Source organism: Microbacterium sp. AC035 (assembly GCF_979258485.1).
Genome location: NZ_OZ409858.1, coordinates 761,953 through 783,010, shown reverse-complemented (window position 1 = coordinate 783,010; position 21,058 = coordinate 761,953). Strand labels below are relative to the sequence as shown.

Annotated in this window: 22 protein-coding genes and 2 tRNA genes; 10 read left to right on the top strand and 14 right to left on the bottom strand. The window is 66.9% G+C overall.

Features of this window, described 5'->3' with window-relative positions:
• Nucleotides 1-3: 3 nt before the first annotated feature.
• The 3 genes from ettA to ACZ0AA_RS03720 form a co-directional block, all read right to left on the bottom strand.
• Nucleotides 4-1,683, bottom strand: a complete 1,680-nt coding sequence (gene ettA / locus ACZ0AA_RS03730; protein ID WP_140036997.1) for an energy-dependent translational throttle protein EttA — start codon at nt 1,681-1,683, stop codon at nt 4-6.
• 137 nt (nt 1,684-1,820) lie between these two features.
• Nucleotides 1,821-2,324, bottom strand: a complete 504-nt coding sequence (locus ACZ0AA_RS03725; protein WP_400860450.1) for a DUF6993 domain-containing protein — start codon at nt 2,322-2,324, stop codon at nt 1,821-1,823.
• A 90-nt stretch (nt 2,325-2,414) separates the two neighbouring features.
• On the bottom strand, nt 2,415-2,957 hold the full coding sequence (locus ACZ0AA_RS03720) for a single-stranded DNA-binding protein (RefSeq protein ID WP_463512178.1): 543 nt from the start codon (nt 2,955-2,957) through the stop codon (nt 2,415-2,417).
• Nucleotides 2,958-3,162: 205 nt separating this feature from the next.
• On the opposite strand from ACZ0AA_RS03720, the gene ACZ0AA_RS03715 reads away from it, so the two are divergent.
• Nucleotides 3,163-3,432, top strand: a complete 270-nt coding sequence (locus tag ACZ0AA_RS03715) for a hypothetical protein (protein ID WP_400860454.1) — start codon at nt 3,163-3,165, stop codon at nt 3,430-3,432.
• Nucleotides 3,433-3,449: 17 nt separating this feature from the next.
• On the opposite strand, the gene ACZ0AA_RS03710 is transcribed toward ACZ0AA_RS03715, so the two are convergent.
• A tRNA-Arg gene (locus ACZ0AA_RS03710) sits at nt 3,450-3,525 on the bottom strand.
• 59 nt (nt 3,526-3,584) lie between these two features.
• Here ACZ0AA_RS03710 and orn point away from each other — a divergent pair.
• From orn to ACZ0AA_RS03680, 6 genes are all read left to right on the top strand, one after another.
• Entirely contained in the window at nt 3,585-4,211 is a 627-nt protein-coding gene (orn, locus tag ACZ0AA_RS03705; protein ID WP_400860456.1) for an oligoribonuclease, read from the top strand.
• A gap of 36 nt (nt 4,212-4,247) precedes the next feature.
• Nucleotides 4,248-4,323, top strand: a tRNA-His gene (locus ACZ0AA_RS03700).
• A 115-nt stretch (nt 4,324-4,438) separates the two neighbouring features.
• Entirely contained in the window at nt 4,439-5,068 is a 630-nt protein-coding gene (locus tag ACZ0AA_RS03695; protein ID WP_400860564.1) for a LysE family transporter, read from the top strand.
• A 36-nt stretch (nt 5,069-5,104) separates the two neighbouring features.
• Nucleotides 5,105-5,452: a metallopeptidase family protein gene (locus ACZ0AA_RS03690; RefSeq protein WP_400860565.1), complete on the top strand. Its 348-nt coding sequence runs from the start codon at nt 5,105-5,107 to the stop codon at nt 5,450-5,452.
• On the top strand, nt 5,449-5,742 hold the full coding sequence (clpS, locus tag ACZ0AA_RS03685; protein ID WP_400860567.1) for an ATP-dependent Clp protease adapter ClpS: 294 nt from the start codon (nt 5,449-5,451) through the stop codon (nt 5,740-5,742). Before ACZ0AA_RS03690 ends, clpS begins: the two co-directional genes overlap by 4 nt.
• Entirely contained in the window at nt 5,739-6,230 is a 492-nt protein-coding gene (locus tag ACZ0AA_RS03680; protein ID WP_400860568.1) for a DUF2017 family protein, read from the top strand. Before clpS ends, ACZ0AA_RS03680 begins: the two co-directional genes overlap by 4 nt.
• A gap of 3 nt (nt 6,231-6,233) precedes the next feature.
• Here ACZ0AA_RS03680 and ACZ0AA_RS03675 read toward each other — a convergent pair whose 3' ends face one another.
• The 6 genes from ACZ0AA_RS03675 to gatC are packed head-to-tail and all read right to left on the bottom strand — an operon-like array spanning nt 6,234 to nt 11,785.
• Complete coding sequence (locus ACZ0AA_RS03675) at nt 6,234-6,815, bottom strand: nucleoside/nucleotide kinase family protein (protein ID WP_400860570.1); 582 nt, start codon at nt 6,813-6,815, stop codon at nt 6,234-6,236.
• Nucleotides 6,799-7,116, bottom strand: a complete 318-nt coding sequence (locus ACZ0AA_RS03670) for a hypothetical protein (RefSeq protein ID WP_400860572.1) — start codon at nt 7,114-7,116, stop codon at nt 6,799-6,801. The genes ACZ0AA_RS03675 and ACZ0AA_RS03670 overlap by 17 nt, the downstream gene beginning before the upstream one ends.
• Before the next feature lie 37 nt (nt 7,117-7,153).
• A complete protein-coding gene (gene dinB, locus ACZ0AA_RS03665) occupies nt 7,154-8,410 on the bottom strand; it encodes a DNA polymerase IV (protein ID WP_400860573.1) in 1,257 nt (418 codons plus the stop codon).
• A 47-nt stretch (nt 8,411-8,457) separates the two neighbouring features.
• Nucleotides 8,458-9,972 (bottom strand): Asp-tRNA(Asn)/Glu-tRNA(Gln) amidotransferase subunit GatB, encoded by a 1,515-nt coding sequence (gatB, locus tag ACZ0AA_RS03660; protein ID WP_463512177.1) that lies wholly within the window; start codon nt 9,970-9,972, stop codon nt 8,458-8,460.
• Complete coding sequence (gene gatA / locus ACZ0AA_RS03655) at nt 9,972-11,489, bottom strand: Asp-tRNA(Asn)/Glu-tRNA(Gln) amidotransferase subunit GatA (protein ID WP_463512176.1); 1,518 nt, start codon at nt 11,487-11,489, stop codon at nt 9,972-9,974. The genes gatB and gatA overlap by 1 nt, the downstream gene beginning before the upstream one ends.
• Nucleotides 11,486-11,785: an Asp-tRNA(Asn)/Glu-tRNA(Gln) amidotransferase subunit GatC gene (gene gatC, locus ACZ0AA_RS03650; protein WP_400860578.1), complete on the bottom strand. Its 300-nt coding sequence runs from the start codon at nt 11,783-11,785 to the stop codon at nt 11,486-11,488. The genes gatA and gatC overlap by 4 nt, the downstream gene beginning before the upstream one ends.
• 67 nt (nt 11,786-11,852) lie before the next feature.
• Between gatC and ACZ0AA_RS03645 the strand changes: the two genes are divergently transcribed.
• From ACZ0AA_RS03645 to ACZ0AA_RS03635, 3 genes are read left to right on the top strand one after another with little or no spacing between them, the layout of a single operon-like run.
• Complete coding sequence (locus ACZ0AA_RS03645; protein WP_463512175.1) at nt 11,853-13,553, top strand: long-chain-fatty-acid--CoA ligase; 1,701 nt, start codon at nt 11,853-11,855, stop codon at nt 13,551-13,553.
• Between the two features lie 47 nt (nt 13,554-13,600).
• Nucleotides 13,601-15,436: a DEAD/DEAH box helicase gene (locus ACZ0AA_RS03640; protein WP_400860582.1), complete on the top strand. Its 1,836-nt coding sequence runs from the start codon at nt 13,601-13,603 to the stop codon at nt 15,434-15,436.
• Between the two features lie 7 nt (nt 15,437-15,443).
• Nucleotides 15,444-15,893 (top strand): GNAT family N-acetyltransferase, encoded by a 450-nt coding sequence (locus tag ACZ0AA_RS03635; protein WP_400860583.1) that lies wholly within the window; start codon nt 15,444-15,446, stop codon nt 15,891-15,893.
• Between the two features lie 5 nt (nt 15,894-15,898).
• Here ACZ0AA_RS03635 and ACZ0AA_RS03630 read toward each other — a convergent pair whose 3' ends face one another.
• From ACZ0AA_RS03630 to ACZ0AA_RS03615, 4 genes are read right to left on the bottom strand one after another with little or no spacing between them, the layout of a single operon-like run.
• A complete protein-coding gene (locus ACZ0AA_RS03630) occupies nt 15,899-16,384 on the bottom strand; it encodes a hypothetical protein (protein WP_463512174.1) in 486 nt (161 codons plus the stop codon).
• Nucleotides 16,381-18,696, bottom strand: a complete 2,316-nt coding sequence (gene ligA / locus ACZ0AA_RS03625) for an NAD-dependent DNA ligase LigA (RefSeq protein WP_463512173.1) — start codon at nt 18,694-18,696, stop codon at nt 16,381-16,383. Before ligA ends, ACZ0AA_RS03630 begins: the two co-directional genes overlap by 4 nt.
• A 42-nt stretch (nt 18,697-18,738) precedes the next feature.
• Nucleotides 18,739-19,836 carry a tRNA 2-thiouridine(34) synthase MnmA gene (gene mnmA, locus ACZ0AA_RS03620; RefSeq protein ID WP_463512172.1) on the bottom strand — a complete coding sequence of 366 codons (1,098 nt, stop codon included), beginning with the start codon at nt 19,834-19,836 and terminating at the stop codon, nt 18,739-18,741.
• Nucleotides 19,837-19,845: 9 nt separating this feature from the next.
• Complete coding sequence (locus ACZ0AA_RS03615) at nt 19,846-21,021, bottom strand: cysteine desulfurase family protein (RefSeq protein ID WP_463512171.1); 1,176 nt, start codon at nt 21,019-21,021, stop codon at nt 19,846-19,848.
• Between the last annotated feature and the right edge of the window lie 37 nt (nt 21,022-21,058).

Below are 21,058 nucleotides of genomic sequence, written 5' to 3'. Positions count from 1 at the left end.
CGATCAGTCGCGCGTGAGCTTGCGGTGCGTCGAGCGGTGCGGCTTGGCCGCGTCGGCGCCGAGTCGCTGGATCTTGTTCTCCTCGTACGCCTCGAAGTTGCCCTCGAACCAGTACCACTGAGCGGGCTTCTCGTCGGTGCCCTCGTACGCGAGGATGTGGGTCGCGATGCGGTCGAGGAACCACCGGTCGTGGGTGATGACCACAGCGCAGCCGGGGAACTCGAGAAGCGCGTTCTCGAGTGAACCCAGCGTCTCGACGTCCAGGTCGTTCGTGGGCTCGTCGAGGAGGAGCAGGTTGCCACCCTCCTTGAGCGTGAGGGCCAGGTTCAGACGGTTGCGCTCACCACCGGAGAGCACACCTGCCTTCTTCTGCTGGTCCGGCCCCTTGAATCCGAACTTCGAGACGTACGCGCGTGAGGGGATCTCCGTCTTGCCGACCGTGATGACATCGAGGCCGTCAGAGACGACCTCCCACAGCGTCTTGTCGGGGTCGATGTTCGAGCGCGACTGGTCGACGTAGCTGATCTTGACAGTCTCGCCGATCTTGAGGTCACCGCCGTCGAGCGGCTCCAAGCCCACGATCGTCTTGAACAGGGTCGTCTTACCGACACCGTTGGGCCCGATCACGCCGACGATCCCGTTCGGCGGGAGGTTGAAGCTGAGACCGTCGATGAGCACCCGGCCGTCGAAGCCCTTCTGCAGCTTCTTCGCATCGATCACGATGCTGCCGAGGCGAGGCCCCGCGGGAATCGAGATCTCCTCGAAGTCCAACTTCCGGGTCCGCTCCGCCTCCGTCGCCATCTCCTCGTACCGCGCGAGTCGAGCCTTCGACTTGGTCTGGCGACCCTTCGCGCTGGACCTGACCCACTCCAGCTCCTCCTTGAGGCGCTTGGCGAGCTTGGCGTCCTTCTTGCCCTGGATCTCGAGGCGTTCGCCCTTCTTCTCCAGGTAGGTCGAGTAGTTGCCTTCGTAGCCGATCAGGCGGCCACGGTCGACTTCGGCGATCCACTCGGCGACGTGGTCGAGGAAGTACCGGTCGTGAGTGATGGCGATGACCGCGCCCTTATAGGCCTGGAGATGCTGCTCCAGCCAGAGCACGCTCTCCGCGTCGAGGTGGTTGGTGGGCTCGTCGAGCAGCAGCAGATCGGGCTTCTGCAGAAGCAGCTTGGCGAGTGCGACCCGTCGCTTCTCGCCTCCGGAGAGCGGGGCGATCGCCGCGTCCCCGGGGGGCGTGCGAAGGGCGTCCATGGCCTGCTCGAGCTGCGAGTCGAGGTCCCAGCCGTCCGCAGCGTCGATCTCCTCCTGCAGGGTTCCCATCTCGGCGAGGAGCGAGTCGAAGTCGGCATCGGGATCTGCCATCAGCATCGAGATCTCGTTGAACCTGTCGACCTTCGCCTTGATGGCGATACCGTCCTGGATGTTCTCGATCACCGTCTTGGTCTCGTCGAGCTCGGGCTCCTGCATCAGGATCCCGACCGAGAAACCGGGAGACAGCTTCGCCTCACCGTTGGACGGCGTGTCCATACCGGCCATGATCTTGAGGATCGTCGACTTACCAGCGCCGTTCGGGCCCACCATGCCGATCTTGGCACCGGGGAGGAAAGCCATCGTGACGTCGTCGAGGATGAGCTTGTCGCCCACCGCCTTGCGCGCACGAACCATCGAGTAGATGTACTCAGCCACCGAAAAACGCTCCTTCTGTTGGCGTCGAAGATCGACACTCCAGCCTACCGGCGATCGAGAGGGCCGCTACCGAGGGCAGACGCAACCTCTGAACACGCGGATGCGCGAACTGCCACACGCGTCGTCAAAAGGGCGAATCACCAGTCGATCGTCCTCGTCGCACCGACGAGACAACGCCCCTCGGCCAGCTGGGGCATGACGACCGTGACCGGTTCGCCCGTCGACGGACCCACCTGACCGACGAGGCACTCCGTGTCGCCCCAGCGTACGGCGAACATCAGGCTCTCGACCGGGTTGCCGACCGTCGTGACGTCCTGGGTCACCTGCATGGCGGCGCGGTCGAATCCTGCGGCCGTCAAGGCGTCGATGTATGCGCGACCCGACACCCTCTGATCGGACGCCCACACCTCACCGGTCACGGCTGCGAACAGCGGCAGATTGTCGTCCGCGGTGCCGTCCGCGACATACACGGGATCGGAGGGGGGCGTCGACGGGCTGGGGCTCGCACCGGCATCCGTCGGTTCCGGCGTGACTGAAGGCGATGAGGTCGGACCGCATGAGGTCAGCAGCAGCGCCATCATCACGGCGACGCCTGTCGCGATCGCCGCGCGCGGTGCGGAGGAGTCCGGTCGTCGAGGCACGAATCGAGTCTAAGGGTGTCCTCCCCCGCACACGCACGGCGATCGCACTCATGCGCGACATGGGCGCCGACGCCGAGCGGCCACGACGCCTCAGAGAGGGCTCGTGCCTGCGGGAGACGAGTCCACGAGGTCGCCCCCATCTCCCGACAGCCCGCTGTCCGCCGCCGCCCATGACGTGTCGAGGTCCGAGATGGAGCCTTCCGCTTGCGACGGGTGCCGTGTCTCGTCCTGCGGATCCGATGTCATCGAACTCCTGGGAGAGGCATCGGCCGCCGATCGCGCACTTCGGCGATACGCCGTCGTCCCCCACCGGAGGTCGTGGCCGATCGCGTCGGCATCTATGTCGACGCTCGTGCCCTGCTTGCCGTTGTTCTCCCATGCACGGATCTTCATCCTCCCCGTCACGATCACACTGTCGCCGGAGCGCAGCGAGACCTTCGCGTGCTCCCCCAGCTGACGGAAAGCCGCGACCGAGTACCAGTTCGTCATCACATCGACCCACGTCTGCGTCGCATCATCGAATCGCCGATGAGTGCTGGCGAGTCGGAAGTTGGTCACGGGAACTCCACTGGTCGTTCGCCCTTGGGTGGGATCGGTGGCGACGTTGCCCACGATGGTCACTGTGTCATGCATGTTCTCTCCTCTGTTCCCGGAGCGTGCGTCCGGACAACCTCAGAATGGGGCGTGTCACGACCTCGGCGATGCCGAGAACACGGGCACCCTGAACAACCCGACTCGGGGTCCGAATGTGCAGAGCGACTGCGTCTCGGGCACTGCGCAGTCCCAGGCCGCGAATGTCGGTGGTCGGTCATACGTTCGAATCAGGAAAGGAGATTCGATGTCTGCAACCCTGATCACTTCCGTACCCGAGGTTCCCTACGCCACACCGAGGCTGACGGCCAAGAAGGAGCACCTCGTGCGCGCCTCCGCTCGCCTCTGGCGGGTTCAGGACGCGAAGGAGCGGGTCCTCGGACACCTGCGCCTCATGCCCGATCCTCTCGGGGTGCGTTACCGGGCTGAACGCCTCCATCTCGCCACGGCATCGTTCCGACTCGTCGGCGACTTCTGGAGCGCAGATGATGCGGTGGCCGCGTTGCGCAACGGATGACCGCACTGCTCGGGTGATGGTGCCCCCGGCAGGATTCGAACCTGCGACCAAGAGATTAGAAGGCTCCTGCTCTATCCCCTGAGCTACGGAGGCGCACAGATCTACCGTACCGCGCCCGACTCGGATGTCGGAGCCGTCGATAGGATAGCGAAATGGTATCTGCCTCAGAGAACGACCGCCTCGTATGGATCGATTGTGAGATGACCGGTCTCGATCTGGCCGTCGACGAGCTCGTCGAGATCGCCGTCGTCGTCACCGATTTCGAACTCCGACCGGTCGACCCCGGCTTCCAGGTCGTCATCCGTCCGAGCGATGCAGCACTCGAGAACATGAACGACTTCGTGACGAAGATGCACGAGACGTCAGGGCTGATCACGGAGATCCCCCATGGTGTCTCGCTGGCAGAGGCCGAAGCGCAGACCCTCGCATACATCAAGAGATTCGCCCCTGTCGAACGCAAGGCTCCGCTTGCGGGCAACACCATCGGCACCGACCGGATGTTCCTGGCCAAGTACATGACTCAGGTCGACCAGTGGCTGCATTACCGCAATGTCGACGTCTCGAGCATCAAAGAGCTTTCGCGGCGGTGGTACCCCCGGGTGTTCTTCCAGGCGCCGGCGAAAGACGGCGGGCACCGCGCCCTCGCCGACATCCTCGAGTCCATTCGCGAGCTCCGCTATTACCGCGAGGCGGTCTTCGTCGATGAGCCCGGCCCGTCGAGCGACGATGCTCGCGACATCGCGGCGCGCACCGTGTCAGAGTTCACCCCGAACATGTAATAGACTCGTCTGGTTGCCGATCGCGATCGGCACATGGTGGGTATAGCTCAGCTGGTAGAGCGCTGGCTTGTGGTGCCGGATGTCGCGGGTTCGAGTCCCGTTACTCACCCCACTCAGAGAAGGCCCGAGTCGAGAGACTCGGGCCTTCTCTGTGTCTCGGCGCCTTCGCAGAACCGGACCCGACCGACCGTGATCGGGTGGAGGTGAGCCACCCATAGGATTGCGGGGTGTCGCTCCCCGTGTGGTTCTCGCTTCTGACTGCCTGTGTGGTGATCAGCTTCACGCCGGGGGCAGGCGCCATCAACACGATGTCGAATGCTCTGAGTCAGGGCTGGCGTCGTTCGATCTGGGGGATTCTCGGGCAGCAGCTCGCTCTCATCGTGCACGTCGTGATCGTCGCGGCGGGCCTCGGACTCGTCGTGTCGCAGTCCGAAGTGCTGTTCAACGTGATCCGATACGCCGGCGCGGCATACCTGGTGTTCCTCGGCATCCGTCTGATCCTCACGCGACCGAAGCTCCCCGCCGCCGACGAAGGGGCGACTGTCGACCTTCACGAGGGGCATTGGTCGATGATCAGACGAGGGTTCTGGGTGAACCTCCTCAATCCGAAGGCGATCGTGTTCTTCCTCGCATTCATCCCTCAGTTCATCCGCCTCGACGAGCCGCAGCTCCCCCAGTACCTCACCCTCATCGTCACGGTCATCATCGTCGACATCGTCGTGATGTGGGGGTTCTTCGCCACCGCGGCTCGGCCTTTCCGCCGACTCACACGATCGGCGAGAGGACAACGGACTCTCAACGGCGTCTTCGGAGTCCTCTTCATCGCCGTCGCAGGCATCCTCGTCTTCCTCCACTGATGCTCCGCGCGCTCTGCCGGCAATAGGCTGGACCTGATGGAGATGGATGCTGCGCACTTCGAGGAACTCGTGATCGACGAGCTCGATCGGCTGCCCGACGAGATGGTCGATGGTCTGGAGAACGTGGTGTTCGTCGTCGAGGATCGCCCGGAGGACGGAAGCCTCGACCTGCTGGGGCTGTACGACGGGCTCGCCCTCACCGAACGTACGCAGTACGGCTCCGGCGAACTCCCCGATCGGATCGTCGTCTACCGCGAGCCGCATCTGGCTGGGTGCGACACAGAGGACGAACTGCGCGACGAGGTGCACACCACACTGGTGCATGAGATCGCCCACTTCTACGGCATCGACGACGAGCAGCTCCACACGTTGGGGTGGGCATGAGTCCCCTCGCGACGCCAGACGTCGACGAACTGGTCGATCTCTCGGCAGCTCCACTGGAGCCATGGGAGGTCGTCGTGTGGAACGACCCCGTCAACCTCATGAGCTATGTCGTGCGAGTCTTCCGCACCTACTTCGGCTACTCGCTCGAGCGCGCGACGGTGCTCATGCGGCAGGTGCACCACGACGGCCAGGCGATCGTCGCGACGGGGCCTCGCGAGACCATGGAGGTGCACGCGCAGGCGATGCACGATTACGGCCTGTGGGCGACTGTGCGAAGGACCGCGAGATGATCGAGCCGATGGTCCGGATACGTATGGCTCGAGTCGAGGGCGCGCAGCTCGCGCAGCTCGTCGATGACTTCCGCGATCTCGTCGGCGCGAATCGCGACGTCGAGGATCCCGCGATCGGTCGCCTGGTTCCCGATCCCTATCCCGAGGACGAGGAATCATCTCGGGAATTCCGGGAGGCGACTCGAGATGGCCTGCTCGATCGACGTGCTCTGGACGCGGACATCGTTCGCACCGCCCTCGCCGGCATGCGCGGTGATCTCGACGAGATGTCACAGAGCGAGGCCTTCGCAGAGCATGACCTCGACATCCCTCCGACCGACGTCGACGCGTGGCTGCGCACCCTCACCGCACTGCGTCTCGTGATCGCGGAGCGCCTCGGCATCGAGAGCGATGGCGATCATGACCCCGAAGACCCGAGGTTCGGCGTCTACGACTGGCTCGGATACCGTCTGGAACTCACGATCGACGCCGCCGACGAACTCCTCTGAGAACTACGGCACCTCGACGACTCGGGTCGCGAGCGCGCGGGGATCGTCGCGCACGATGTGATCCGCCTCCTGCTGGGCCCAGCGTTCCCAATGCGGACGGTACGTGTCGCCGTCTCGCGCCAGCGCTCGCGCCTTACGGCCGGTCTCTGCGGACTCGACCCAGACGCGGACATCCGCGATCGCAGCCGTGGCAGGAGTGAGGATCCCGCTCCCCTCGATGAGCACCCCGAGTGCGGGGTCCACTGCGTGAGTCTCCGCCTCGGTGCCACTCCCCCAGTCCCATCGTCGCCACTCGCCGAGGTAACCTCTGCCGTGCGGGCGGAGGATGCCCTCCAACGCGCGCTCGACTCCGCCTCTGAGCCCGTCCCACCCCGGATAGATCGAGTCCAGCGCGACGAGCTGCACCCGTCCTGCGATCGGCCAGCGTTCGATGAGCATGCGCGCGAGAGTCGTCTTTCCCGCTCCGCTGCGACCGTCGATCAGGACGACCGGATTCGCCGCCGCCAGCATGTGGATGTCGTCGACGATCGAGGTCGCGGCACGCTCGAGGGCTGCAGCGACCGGGTCATCACTTCTTGAGGGCACGGATGATGCGAGAGAGCGCACGTCCGGTCGCCCAGACGAACGGCACAGCGACGACAAGCAGCGTCACGATGTTCGGCTCGAACCTGAGTCCTTCCTCACGGCGCACATAGACGCCGACCGGGATCGACACGCCACCGCCCCCGCCGCCTTCGGCACCATCACCGCTTCCTCCGCCGAAGCCGGAGTAGGTGAACGCCACCGGGGTGATGGTCGCCCCATCTATATCCTGCGGCTCGCCGTACGCGCTCTTGACGCCGAAGGAGGCGGCCTGCTGTCCGAGTTCCAGTGCAATGTTGGGCATGGCTCCACGCTAGCCCAGGAATCAGTCCGGAGAAGGGTCAATCCAGCCCGTGCGCGCGGGGGTGCTGCGCGGCACCACGCCCGTCGCCACGGCCGATGTGCCTCGCGCGGCTGATCGTGGCGATGCCGAACCGTGCAACGGCGTCGTCGACTGCGCCTTCGACCCGCCGCCAGTCCTCGTCCTCGTCCCAGAGGCCGAATCCGCTGCCACCAGCCGGCCGCAGCTTCTCTGCGCGCACGCCGACCAGTCGCACGGGGTCTCGTCGTTCGATCTGGTCGAAGAGCGCCTGAGCGGCCTCGCCGATGCGCTGGCCCACCGCGGTGGGCTCGGAGAGCGTCTGCGAACGGCTGAGCGTGCGGAAGTCGTCGAACCTGATCTTGATGGCGACCGTCGCCGTCTCCCATTCGGCTTTCCGCAGGCGCGCCGCGACACGGTCGGCGAGACGCAAGAGTTCCGCTCTCAGGAACGACCGATCCGAGATGTCGGTGTCGAAGGTCTCTTCATGCCCGATGCTCTTCTCGATGCGCTCCGTCTCGACGGCGCGTGGGTCCTCACCCCGTGCGAGATCCGCGAGCCGAGCGCTCAGAGCCGGACCGACGGCGCGGTCGAGCATCGCCCGCGACGCCGTGCGGATGTCGCGCACCGTGCGGATTCCGCGACCCTCCAAAGCCTCGGCTGCTTTGGGTCCCACGCCCCACATCGCGCGCACCGGCCGCGGGTCGAGGAAGTCCTGGGTCTCGGATGCCGCGATCACGAGCATGCCATCGGGCTTCGAGATCGTCGACGCCATTTTCGCCACATGCTTCGTGGCCGCGACCCCCACGCTGCACGTGATGCCCACCTCGTCCTTGACCCGCTCGCGCACGAGATGCGCGATCTGCGCAGGGCTGCCCCAGAGCCGTCGTACACCCCGCACGTCGAGGAACGCCTCATCGACCGACAGCGGCTCGACCAGTGGCGTGAACGACTCGAAGATCGCCATCACCTGACGCGAAACCGCCTGGTAGCGATGGAAGTGCGGAGGAACGATGCGCGCCGACGGGCACAGGCGCAACGCCTGGGAAACGGGCATCGCCGCACGTACGCCGTAGCGACGGGCCTCGTAAGAGGCACTGGACACCACTGATCGGCCGTCTGGTGACCCGATGATCAGCGGCAGGCCCCGCAGAGTCGGGTCGTCCAGCACCTCGACTGCCGCGTAGAACGCATCCATGTCGACGTGCAGGATGCTCGTGCCGGTGTCGTCGGCGTCGGCGGACGACACGATGCGCCCTCTGCCGTCACCGTGTCCCATGAGACCATTCTCCCCCCGACCTCAGACACGAGGTCCGGGGGATCCGGTTACTGTGCAGCGCGCTCGAGGACGAGTTCGCGGACTCGGGCTGCGTCCGCCTGACCCTTCATCGCCTTCATCACAGCACCGATCACGGCTCCGGCCGCTTGGACCTTGCCATCCTTGATCTTGGCTAGCACGTCGGGCTGAGCCGCGAGGGCCTCGTCGATCGCGGCGATGAGTGCACCGTCGTCCGAGACGACCGCCAGTCCGCGGCTGTCGACGACCTCCTGCGGAGTCCCCTCACCGGCGATGACTCCCTCGAGCACCTGACGGGCCAGCTTGTCGGTGAGGGTCCCGGCATCGACGAGCTTCTGCAGCGCCACGACGTTCTCGGGGGAGATCAGCTCCGTGGCATCCTTCTCCTGCGTGTTCGCGAGACGACTGATCTCGCCCGTCCACCACTTGCGGGCCGTGGCAGGAGTCGCGCCGGCGGCGATCGTCGCCTCGACGACCTCCAACAGCCCGCCGTTCCGCACGTCCTGGAACTCCAGGTCTGTGAAACCCCATTCGGCCATCAGTCGGCGCCGACGGGCCACGGGCTGCTCGGGCAACTGCGCTCGGAGCGCCTCGATCAGCTCGGCAGCCGGCTCCACCGGGAGCAGATCGGGCTCGGGGAAGTACCGGTAGTCATCGGCATCCGACTTGGGGCGACCCGGCGAGGTCGTTCCGCTGTCTTCGTGCCAGTGCCGGGTCTCCTGCGTGATCGTTCCGCCGTCGGCGAGGATCTGCGCCTGACGCTGGATCTCGTAACGCACGGCACGCTCGACGGAGCGCATCGAGTTCACGTTCTTGGTCTCGGTACGAGTGCCGAGCTTCTCCTGGCCGCGAGGGCGCAGCGAGATGTTCGCGTCGCAGCGGAGGTTGCCGCGCTCCAGGCGTGCTTCGGAGATCCCGAGGCTGCGGACGATGTCGCGAATGGTCGCGACATAGGCTTTGGCCACCTCCGGTGCGCGGTGCTCGGTGCCGAAGATTACCTTCGTGACGATCTCCACGAGCGGGACGCCTGCGCGGTTGTAGTCGACGAGCGAGTACTCGGCACCCTGGATGCGACCGGTCGCTCCACCCATGTGGGTGAGCTTGCCCGCATCCTCTTCCATGTGCGCGCGCTCGATCGGGATCTGCACGATCGTTCCGTCTTCGAGCTCGACCTCGACGGATCCCTCGAACGCGATCGGCTCGTCGTACTGGGAGATCTGGTAGTTCTTGCCGAGGTCGGGGTAGAAGTAGTTCTTCCGGGCGAATCGGCTCGACGGAGCGATCGAGCAGCCGAGCGCGAGACCCAGGCTGATCGACGAACGGATGGCGGTCTCGTTGACGACGGGCAGCGCGCCCGGCAGACCGAGGTCGACCGGAGCGATCAGCGTGTTCGGCTCAGCCGCGTGGTAGAGCTCGTTCGCCGGGTTCGGCGCGTCGGAGAACATCTTGGTGTTGGTGTTGAGCTCGACGTGCACCTCGAACCCGAGAACGGGCTCGAACAGCTCCAGCGCCTTGTCGAAGTCCATGAGCTTGGCGGTGGCCATCAGCGGGTCCCTCCCACGAGCTGGGGTGCACGCGTGAGGAGCGGCGCTCCCCACGAATCCACGAGAAGCGTCTCGACCGCCGCGCCGACCTTGTAGAGCCGTGCGTCCTCCCGCGCCGGTGCGATGAACTGGATGCCGACGGGCAACCCGTCCTCTGCCGCGAGGCCGCTGGGGATCGAGATCCCCGGGACGCCTGCGAGGTTGACCGGGATCGTCGTGATGTCGTTGAGGTACATCTGCAGCGGATCGTCGATCTTCTCGCCGATCTTGAACGCGGTGGTCGGTGCCGACGGCGTCGCGATCACGTCGACCTCCGCGAAGGCGCTGGCGAAGTCCTGCTGGATGAGGGTACGGACTTTCTGAGCACTGCCGTAGTAGGCGTCGTAGTATCCGGCCGACAGCGCATAGGTGCCGAGGATGATGCGGCGCTTGACCTCGTCGCCGAAACCGGCGTCACGCGTCGCGGACATGACGTCCTCGACGGTCGGGTTGCCGTCGGGGGTGACGCGGAGACCGAAGCGCACTGAGTCGAACTTCGCCAGGTTGCTGGATGCCTCCGCGGGAAGGATCAGGTAGTACGCGGCGACACCGTACTCGAAGTGCGGGGCGCCGATCTCGACGATCTCCGCTCCCTGAGCCTCCATCACAGCGAGGGCGCTGCGGAACGACTCGGCCACGCCGGGCTGGAAGCCGCTGTCGGGCAGCTCCCGGATCACGCCGACCTTGAGTCCCTTGAGCACGTCTCCGCGCGCGCCCTCCCGGGCGGCGTCGGCGAACGAGGGCCACTCATCGCGCAGCGAGGTGGAATCCTTCGGGTCGTGACCGCCGATCGCATCGTGCAGAAGCCCTGCATCGAGCACGGTGCGCGCGACGGGACCGACCTGGTCGAGGCTGGACGCGAGGGCGATCGCGCCGTAGCGGCTGACCCCGCCGTAGGTCGGCTTGACGCCGACCGTGCCGGTGACGTGCGCGGGTTGGCGGATCGATCCGCCGGTGTCGGAGCCGAGCGCCAGCGGCGCCTCGAACGCGGCGACGGCCGCAGCCGACCCGCCTCCCGAACCGCCGGGGATACGGTCGAGGTCCCACGGGTTGCGGGTGGGCCCGTACGCGGAGTGCTCGGTCGACGACCCCATGGCGAACTCGTCCATGTTGGTCTTGCCGAGCGGGATGAGCCCCGCGGCACGCGAGCGAGCGACGACGGTGGCGTCGTACGGCGAGCGATAGCCCTCGAGGATCCGCGAACCACTCGTGGTCGGCTGGTCCGTCGTGACCAGCACATCCTTGATGGCGAGAGGCACACCGGCGATCGGCCCCAGCTGCTCACCGGCGGCGCGCTGGGCGTCGACGGCCGCCGCGGCATCGAGCGCGCCGTCGTTCACGTGCAGGAACGCGTGCACGTCGCCGTCGACCGCGGCGATGCGGTCGAGGTGCGCGCGCGTCGCCTCGACGCTGGAGATCTCGCGACTGACGAGCTTGTCGGCGAGCTCGGCCGCGGTCATACGGATGATGTCGCTCACTGCTCTTCTCCCAGGATCGCGGTGACGCGGAATCGGCCGTCGGCCTGATCCGGCGCGTTCTGGAGCACCTGCTCATGCGTGAGGGTCTCGCCCACGACGTCGGGGCGGTAGACGTTGCTCAGCGGGATCGGATGACTCGTCGCGGCGACGTCAGGGCTTGCGACCTCCGACACCTTCGCGATGTTGTCGACGATGGCGTCGAGCTGGCCCGTCAGCCGGGTCACCTCTTCGTCGTTGAGCTGGATGCGCGCGAGGACGCCAAGATGGCGCACAAGATCAGGGGTGATTTCAGACACGACCCAAGTCTAGTTGCCGTGTCCGACGTCTCCCGCAGACGAGCGGGGCCGGTCCTATGCTGGGCAGGTGAGCTCGTACCAGCCTCCCCGCCCTTGGATCGCCAGCTACGCGGACGGCGTCCCCGACGATCTCGCCCCCGTCTCGGGATCTCTGATCGACATCGTCGCGGCATCCGCTCGCGACTACCCGGACGCTCCTGCACTGCAGTTCTTCGGCCGTGAGACGACCTACGCGCAGCTGCAGGAGGCGATCGACCGCGCCGCCGAGGGTCTGCGGGAGCTGGGCGTGCGCACCGGGGATCCGGTTGCGATCGTCCTGCCGAACTGTCCTCAGCACATCGTGGCGTTCTACGCGGTGCTCCGTCTGGGCGCGGTGGTGGTCGAACACAACCCGCTCTACACGCCGCGCGAGCTGCGGAAGCAGTTCGAGGACCACGGCGCGAAGCACGCGATCGTCTGGAACAAGGTCGTGGCGACGGTGCAGGAGTTCCCGGCAGATCTCGCCGTGACGAACGTCATCTCCGTCGACGTCACCCGGGCGATGCCTCTTCTCACGCGCGTGGCTCTGCGACTGCCGGTGGCGAAGGCGCGGGAATCTCGCGCGGCGCTCACGGAGCGCGTACGCGGAACCGTCACATGGGACTCACTCGTGCAGTCGCCCCCTGTTGCGGCGACCCACCCGAAGCCGGCCACCGGCGACCTCGCCATCATCCAGTACACGTCGGGCACCACGGGCACTCCCAAGGGAGCGGCGCTCACCCACGGAAACCTGCTCGCGAACGCCGCTCAGTCGCAAGCCTGGGTGCCCTCCATCCAGCGAGGCAAGGGATGCGTCGTCTACGCCGTCCTGCCCATGTTCCACGCCTACGGCCTCACCCTGTGCCTGACCTTCGCGATGTCGATGGGCGCACGCCTCGTGCTGTTCCCGAAATTCGATCCGGATCTCGTGCTCGATGTGATGAAGAAGCACCCGGCGACCTTCCTTCCGCTCGTGCCGCCGATCGCAGATCGGCTGCTCACCGCGGCGAACTCCCAGGGCGTGTCACTCGACGGCATCGAGGTCGCGATCTCCGGTGCGATGGCGCTGCCGCACGAGCTCGTGGTGCCTTTCGAGGCTGCGACGAACGGCTTCCTCGTCGAAGGCTACGGGCTCAGCGAGTGCTCCCCCGTTCTGATGGCGAATCCGGTCGCCGACAACCGTGTCCCCGGCACCGTCGGGCTCCCGTTGCCCGGCACCGAGTGCCGTGTGGTCGATCCTGAGAATCCGACCGTCGATGTCGAACCCGGCGCGGCGGGCGAGCTCCTCGTGCGCGGTCCTCAGGTGTTCTCCGGCTACTACGGCAAGCCGGAGGAGACCGACGCCGTCTTCGTCGACGGCTGGTTCCGCACCGGAGACATCGTGACGGTCGACCATGCGGGGTTCATCCGCATCGTCGACCGCATCAAGGAGCTCATCATCACCGGCGGCTTCAACGTCGCACCGACAGAGGTGGAGAGCGCACTGCGACAGCACCCGCAGGTCGCGGATGCCGCCGTAGTCGGCCTGCCGAGCGACCATTCCGGCGAGGAGGTCGTCGCTGCGATCGTCGTGGATGCCGGAACCGACGTGGACGTCGAGGCGATCCGCGAGTACGCGCGCAGCATCCTCACCCCCTACAAGGTGCCTCGTCGGATCTTCGTCGTCGACGAGCTGCCGAAGTCCCTCATCGGCAAGGTGCTGCGACGACAGGTCAGAGAGCGGCTCCTGGCGCTGACCTCGGGCTCCTGAGGGCGCCCTCACAGGCGCGGGAAGACGCGACGCGCTACCCTTGATCAGTGACCCCTGAAGACGCTGTACCCACCGAAGCCCCCGAGACCCCTGGATTCGAGGAACTCGGTATCACCGGACCCGTCCTCAAGGCGATCCGCGATCTCGGCTACGAGACCCCCTCCCCCATCCAGGCCGCGACCATTCCGACCCTCCTCGCGGGACGCGATGTCGTCGGCATGGCGCAGACCGGCACGGGAAAGACCGCCGCCTTCGCGCTCCCCGTGCTCGAGCGCCTCGACGTCTCGCAGAAGACGCCTCAGGCGCTGGTGCTCGCACCGACGCGCGAACTCGCCCTGCAGGTCTGCGAGGCCTTCGAGTCGTACGCCTCGAAGATGAAGGGCGTGCACATGCTGCCCGTCTACGGCGGCCAGGCCTACGGCGTGCAGCTCTCCGCTCTGCGCCGGGGCGTGCACGTGATCGTCGGAACGCCCGGCCGCATCATGGATCACCTCGCCAAGGGCACTCTCGATCTCTCCCAGCTGCAGTACCTGGTGCTGGACGAGGCCGACGAGATGCTGAAGATGGGCTTCGCGGAAGACGTCGAGCAGATCCTCGCGCAGACGCCCGTCGAGAAGCAGGTCGCCCTGTTCTCCGCGACGATGCCCCCGCAGATCCGGCGCCTCGCGCAGAAGTACCTGCGCGATCCCGAAGAGATCAGCATCAAGTCCAAGACCGCGACGGGCACCAACATCACGCAGCGATACCTCGTGGTGTCCTACGCGCAGAAGGTCGATGCGCTGACCCGCATCCTCGAGGTCGAGAACTTCGACGGCATGATCGTGTTCGTCCGCACCAAGAACGAGACCGAGACGCTCGCCGAGAAGCTGCGGGCTCGCGGTTACTCGGCCGCCGCGATCAACGGCGATGTGGCGCAGGTGCAGCGTGAGCGCAGCGTCAACCAGCTCAAGGACGGCAAGCTCGACATCCTCGTCGCAACGGACGTCGCCGCCCGTGGTCTCGACGTCGAGCGCATCAGCCACGTCATCAACTTCGACATCCCCACCGACACCGAGTCCTACGTGCACCGCATCGGCCGCACCGGCCGCGCCGGGCGCAAGGGCGACGCGATCAGCTTCATCACGCCTCGCGAGCGCTACCTCCTCAAGTCGATCGAGAAGGCGACCCGCCAGCAGCCGGCGCAGATGCAGCTGCCGAGCATGGACGACGTCAACACCACGCGTCTCGCGCGCTTCGATGACGCGATCACGACGGCGCTCGGCGACAACGCGCGCATCGAGAAGTTCCGCGACATCATCGCCCACTATGTGCGCAACCACGACGTGCCGGAGGCCGATGTGGCAGCCGCACTCGCGGTCGTCGCGCAGGGCGACACACCGCTGCTGCTCGACCCTTCGGATGACCCGCTGACGAAGGCCGTCGAGTACGACAACCGTCCGCCGCGCGAGAACAACAACCGCGACAGGCGCGAGCCGCGCGAGCCCCGTGAGCGTCGCGGGCGGGGTGACTACAAGCCCTACCGCATCGAGGTCGGTCGACGTCACCGCGTCGAGCCTCGTCAGATCGTCGGCGCGCTCGCCAACGAGGGCGGCCTCGGCCGCGACGACTTCGGCGCCATCAACATCCGGCCCGACTTCACGGTCGTCGAGCTGCCCGCGAACCTCGACTCGTCAGTGCTCGAGAAGCTGAAGGACACTCGCATCTCCGGTCGTCTGATCGAGATCAAGCCCGACCGCGGCCCCGCGTCGCGACGCAACGACGGACCCCGCGATGCCGGCGCTCGGGGTAGCTACGACCGCCCCCGCTACGATCGCGAAGACCGTCCGGCCCGCACCGACGATCGTGGCGAGAAGCCGTTCCGCAAGCCGCGCCACAAGGACTGACCGAGACATGCACATCGAGCGCGCCGGACCCGAAGACGTCCGGGGTCTGGCGCGCTTGAAGTGGATCGACAGAGCCGGTGCCGACGCCGCGGATTTCGACTCGTTCGCGAATGTGCTCCTGTCATGGTGGGAAGCTCATCGGGCCACACACACCGCGTTCGTCGCGCGGACGGTCGATGGTGCGATGATCGGCGCCGCCTGGATCGCGCTGCTGCCCCGAGTGCCGAGCCCCGGTGCGAGCGTCCGCCTCTCGGCAGACATCCAGAGCGTTTTCGTGTTGCCCGAGCACCGTGGTTCAGGTGTGGGAACAGCTCTCGTCGACGCAGCGACAGCCCATGCGAACAGTGCCGGCGCGTCGAGGATCACCGTGCACTCGAGCGAGCGAGCAGTTCCTGTGTATCGGAGACTCGGGTTCGCCGGATCACCGAAGTTGCTCCAACGCATCGCCGGAGCATGAGCACGTCAGGAGCCTGACGTTCCGGTCGACGCGGTGCGAGCGAGGCGCGCTGCCACATCGATGAGCGGTTCGGGACGAGCGAGCAGCGCCCGCTGCTCCGGGTTGTCGATGAGGTGCTGAAGCAGCCTGTGGGCGCCGTCGATCGTGGGAGCCCAATACCCGCCGACATGGTGGCGGCTGAGTGGCGCGGTGGTCGATTCTCCGTCGATGAGCACGTCGACCGTGCCGTCATCCGGGTCCAGTCCCAGATCCGAGAGAGCGAGAAACGTGAGCGCACCGATCACGATCGTGCTCACCAGACCCGGCAGCCGGAAGCGCGTCACCGGCACGTCGAGAAGCACCCGCTCCACCTGGCCCCATGGGACGATTCCTCGATTCTCGCTGCCCTCGCGAAAGAGCACAGCGTCAGGCGTGAGTCGCAGGTGGTGTCGTCCCGGGTCGCCGACGGCCAGAGCGCCGGGAACGACGATCAGCGGTCCGTAGCGTTTCATCCGAGCGCGTCCGGCCCCTCGGTGACGAGGATGTGGAACTGCGCCGCGTCGAGGATTCGGATACCCAGCTCCTCGGCCTTCCCGAGCTTCGACCCGGCTCCCGGCCCGGCCGCCACGAAGTCGGTCTTCTTGGAGACACTCGACGCCGCCTTGCCGCCGGCCCTGATGATCGCCTCCTGTGCTCCGTCGCGAGTGTAGCCGTCGAGGGATCCCGTGGCCACGATGGTCAGCCCGTCGAGGACGCCGCCCTCTACGATCGCCGCGCCCGGCCCCGGGTGCCCAGGGGTGGCCCACTGCACACCCGCCTCCGCCCACCGCTGCACGATCTCCTGGTGCCAATCGATCTCGAACCACGCGAGCAGCGAGTCGGCGATGATGCCTCCGACTCCCTCGACTGCGGCGAGCTCGTCTCGAGATGCGGAGCGGATGGCATCGAGGGAGCCGAACCACTGGGCGAGCGCCCGCGCAGCCACAGGGCCGACGTGACGGATGTTCAGAGAGACGAGAAGTCGCCAGAGGTCCTTCGTCTTGGCCTTCTCGAGCTCGGCCAGGAGCGTGACGGCCTGCGATGACGGCTGCGGCCCCTCGAGGCCTGACTTCTTCTCGGCGGCCGTGGGATTGCGGCGGAACGGCGCTCGGGTCTTCACGAGCCCGTCGTCGTCCTCCTTCGGCAAGCCCGTCTCCGCGTCGCGGACGAACAGCTCGATCGGCACGATCTCTTCGAGAGTGAGCGCGAACAGCCCTGCCTCGGTCTCGAGTGGCGGAACGGCAGGCGATGTCGGCTGTGTGAGCGCCGCCGCCGTGACTTCGCCGAGAGCCTCGATGTCGAGAGCGCCGCGGGATCCGATGTGCTCGACACGACCACGCACCTGCGCTGGGCACGAGCGTGCGTTCGGGCAGCGCAGATCGATGTCGCCTTCTTTCATCGGACGCAGCGGTGTGCCGCACTCCGGGCACTCGACGGGCATGACGAACTCGCGTTCCGTGCCATCGCGTTTGTCGACCACAGGACCGAGCACCTCGGGAATGACGTCGCCTGCTTTACGCAGAACGACCGTGTCGCCGATGAGCACGCCCTTCGCCTTCACCACGTCCTTGTTGTGCAGAGTCGCCTGCCTGACCACCGAGCCTGCCACCTGGGCGGGAGCCATCACCGCGAACGGCGTGGCCCTGCCGGTGCGACCGACCGAGACGACGATGTCGAGGAGCTTCGTCTGCACTTCTTCGGGTGGGTACTTGTAAGCGATCGCCCAGCGCGGGGCTCGGCTCGTGGCGCCGAGCTCATCGTGCAGCGAGAGCTCGTCGACCTTGACCACGATGCCGTCGAGTTCGTGTTCGATGTCGTGCCGGTGCTCACCGAAGTACTCGACGAACGCCGCGACCTCGTCGATGGTCGTACACACCTTGGTGTGAGGGCTCGTCGGCAGACCCCATGCTGCGAGCTGCTCGTACACCTGGCTCTGCGCGGCGACGGGCGGGTCCGGCCACGCGCCGATGCCGTGCACGTAGAGTGCTAGTGATTCGATGCGCAGCATCCCCGCCTCGAGCTCGAGACCGTTCTTCTTGTCGATCTGCTGCCGGAGCCCCCCGCTGGCCGCGTTCCGCGGGTTGGCGAAGGAGGGGAAACGTCGCGCCGCGGCTGTGCGAGCCTTCTCTTCGTCGAAGGGCTTCTTCGCGCCCGCGCGCGCGTCCCAACGGGCCAGCGCGTCGGCATACGCGCGGTCGCGGAACGACGCCTGTGCGGCATTCAGTCGTTCGAAGGCAGCCACGGGGATGAACACCTCGCCGCGAACCTCCACGATCGCGGGGTGACCCGAGCCGGTGAGTTCGAGCGGTATCTCCGGCAGCCGCAGAGCGTTCTCGGTGACGATCTCGCCGACGCGGCCGTCGCCGCGGGTCGCCGCAGAGGTCAGCCGGCCGTTCTCGTAACGGAGATTGATCGCGAGACCATCGATCTTCAGCTCGGTCAGCCAGTCGACGTCACGTCCTGCCGAGGCCCTCGTCTTCGCGGCCCATTCCCTCAGCTCCTCGATGGAGAACACGTTGTCGAGACTCAGCATCCGCTCGGCGTGCTCGATGGTCGCCAGGCCCGTCGCTTCGGCAGCGCCCACCATCTGGGTGGGGGAATCCTGACCCTGAAGCTCGGGATGCAGGCGTTCGAGCTCTTCGAGCCTGCGCATCCATCCGTCGTACGTGGAGTCGTCGACGAGCGAGGTGTCACGCCCGTAGTAGGCGTCCTTCGCCTCGAGGATGCGAGTGGTCAGCTCGTCGGCTTCTATACGGGCTTCTTCCAGCGAGATGTTCTCCGGCACTCCGCCAGTCTACGAGCGGCCACCGACATCCTCAGGGAGGCGCTACGCGTCGACCGGCACCGCAGACACCGTGCGGTCGATGGTGAACTGGCCGAGCACACGAGTGCCGACGTACAGCACCGCCGTCTGGCCAGGGGCAACGCCGTTGAGAGGCTCGACCGGCACGACGCGCACGCCGTCCGCCGACACGAAGGCCCGAGCGACCTCCGGCTCCGCATGGGCCCGGATCTGCACCTCGCAGTCGAACTCCGCGTCCACGGGCGCGGCGCCCGCCCAGCTGAACCTGTCTCCGGAGATCTCTCGCGTCGCGAGAGCTTCCTTCGGACCGACGACCACGGTGTTCGACACCGGCCGCACCTCGAGCACGAACCGGGGCTTGCCGTCTGCCGCCGGAACGCCGAGCTTGAGTCCACGACGCTGGCCTACCGTGAACGCGTGCGCACCTTCATGCGAACCGACCACGGAGCCCGTGCGGTCGACGATCTCCCCGGTCGCAGTGCCCACCTTCTCGGCCAACCAGCCCCGGGTGTCGCCATCGGGAATGAAGCAGATGTCGTGGCTGTCGGGCTTCTGGGCCACGCTGAGACCGCGCGCTTCCGCCTCCGCACGCACGACGGCCTTCGAGGGCGTGGTTCCGAGCGGGAAGTAGGTGTGCGCAAGCTGCTCGGCCGTCAGGACACCGAGAACATACGACTGATCCTTCGCGTTGTCGGCAGCCCTGTGCAGCTCGAGCCCGGCGTCAGTAGGGATCAGCGTCGCGTAGTGCCCCGTGCAGACGGCGTCGAAGCCGAGTTCGATCGCGCGCTCGAGCAGAGCGGCGAACTTGATCTTCTCGTTGCAGCGCATGCACGGATTGGGAGTGCGCCCCGCCTGGTACTCGGAGACGAAGTCGGCGATCACGTCTTCACGGAATCGCTCCGAGAAATCCCAGACGTAGAAGGGGATGCCGAGGAGATCTGCTGCACGCCGTGCGTCGAGAGCGTCCTCGATGGTGCAACAGCCTCTGCTCCCCGTCCGCAGCGTGCCTCCCGCACGGGAGAGCGCGAGATGCACTCCGACGACGTCGTGCCCCGCCTCCACGGCACGCGCGGCCGCGACTGCGGAGTCCACTCCGCCACTCATGGCCGCAAGAATCCTCATACGACCAGTCTACGAGCGTGCGGCTGAGCCGGAGCCGGAAGCTCTCGCGTAGACGTCGGCGATCGAGGCGAGAACCGCATCGACGTCGGCGTCCGTCGAGGTGCGCCCGAGTGTGAACCGGAGCACGCTGCGAGCATCCTGCTCGCTGCGTCCCATGGCGATCACCACATGCGACGGCTCTGCGACCCCTGCCTGGCAGGCCGATCCGGTCGACGCGGCGATGCCGGCCATGTCGAGGAGGAACAGCAGGCTCTCACCCACTGCGCCGGGGAACAGCACGTGCGCGTTGCCGGGGAGCCGCTCGGACGGGTGCCCGAGCAACTCCGCCTGAGGCACTCGGGTCAGGATGCCGTCGACCAGCCGGTCGCGCATCGCCGCGAGCCGAGTCGACTCCGATTCCCGTTCCGACTCGGCGAGTTCGAGCGCGGTGGCGAACGCCGCTGCGCCCGCCACATCCTGCGTCCCGGCACGGAGCCCCCTCTGCTGTGCGCCGCCGCGGAGCAGCGCCGAGAGCCGGGCGGTGCGAGCGGCGACCAAGGCACCGACACCGACCGGCGCCCCGATCTTGTGCCCCGCGACGCTCATCGCGACCAGGCCGGCTGCGTCTGACGCATCGCCCCTCAGCGCACGGAAGGACAGCGGAAGATGACCGAGTGCCGACACCGCATCGAGGTGCAGTGGAACGTGTGCGCGCGCGGTCGCCGAGGCGAGCATCGCAGCGTCGTTGATCGTCCCCGCCTCGTTGTTCGCGACCAGCGCGGTCGCCAGCGCCGCACCCGGAAGCTGCTGGGCGAAGACGCCCAGGTCGATGGCTGCCGTGCCATATACCGGAACAGCACGCAGTACCGCCCCAGCCGCCACCAGGGCCTCGACCGTGTCGACGGTTGCGTGGTGCTCCGCATCGGGCATCACGATGGCATCCGTCCCCGCCGGGCGCGCGTGCCAGAGCCCCTGCAGCGCGAGGTTTATCGACTCGGTGCCCCCTGAGGTGAAGACGACCTCGATGGGGTCGCAGTCGAGCACAGCAGCCGAGCGCTCACGCGCTTCCTCGAGCAGGCGCCGCGCTTCCTGCCCCGCGCCATGCGTCGACGACGCATTGCCGACGATCGAGCTCGCGTCCAGCCACGCCTCGCGCGCCTCGGGGCGCAGCGGGGTCGTGGCGGCGTGATCGAGATAGTGCTGCATCCCTCAACTCTCCCCCATTTCCAGCCTCCCGAGCGCA

What these genes read in the sequence shown, in the direction of transcription:
- ACZ0AA_RS03635 (WP_400860583.1), top strand. Translation starts at nt 15,444, where the DNA reads ATGCACATCGAGCGCGCCGGACCCGAAGACGTCCGGGGTCTGGCGCGC.
- mnmA (WP_463512172.1), bottom strand. Translation starts at nt 19,836, where the DNA reads ATGAGGATTCTTGCGGCCATGAGTGGCGGAGTGGACTCCGCAGTCGCG.
- orn (WP_400860456.1), top strand. Translation starts at nt 3,585, where the DNA reads ATGGTATCTGCCTCAGAGAACGACCGCCTCGTATGGATCGATTGTGAG.
- clpS (WP_400860567.1), top strand. Translation starts at nt 5,449, where the DNA reads ATGAGTCCCCTCGCGACGCCAGACGTCGACGAACTGGTCGATCTCTCG.
- ACZ0AA_RS03720 (WP_463512178.1), bottom strand. Translation starts at nt 2,957, where the DNA reads ATGCATGACACAGTGACCATCGTGGGCAACGTCGCCACCGATCCCACC.
- ACZ0AA_RS03690 (WP_400860565.1), top strand. Translation starts at nt 5,105, where the DNA reads ATGGAGATGGATGCTGCGCACTTCGAGGAACTCGTGATCGACGAGCTC.
- ACZ0AA_RS03715 (WP_400860454.1), top strand. Translation starts at nt 3,163, where the DNA reads ATGTCTGCAACCCTGATCACTTCCGTACCCGAGGTTCCCTACGCCACA.
- ACZ0AA_RS03615 (WP_463512171.1), bottom strand. Translation starts at nt 21,021, where the DNA reads ATGCAGCACTATCTCGATCACGCCGCCACGACCCCGCTGCGCCCCGAG.
- ACZ0AA_RS03680 (WP_400860568.1), top strand. Translation starts at nt 5,739, where the DNA reads ATGATCGAGCCGATGGTCCGGATACGTATGGCTCGAGTCGAGGGCGCG.
- ACZ0AA_RS03630 (WP_463512174.1), bottom strand. Translation starts at nt 16,384, where the DNA reads ATGAAACGCTACGGACCGCTGATCGTCGTTCCCGGCGCTCTGGCCGTC.
- dinB (WP_400860573.1), bottom strand. Translation starts at nt 8,410, where the DNA reads ATGGGACACGGTGACGGCAGAGGGCGCATCGTGTCGTCCGCCGACGCC.
- gatB (WP_463512177.1), bottom strand. Translation starts at nt 9,972, where the DNA reads ATGGCCACCGCCAAGCTCATGGACTTCGACAAGGCGCTGGAGCTGTTC.
- ACZ0AA_RS03670 (WP_400860572.1), bottom strand. Translation starts at nt 7,116, where the DNA reads ATGCCCAACATTGCACTGGAACTCGGACAGCAGGCCGCCTCCTTCGGC.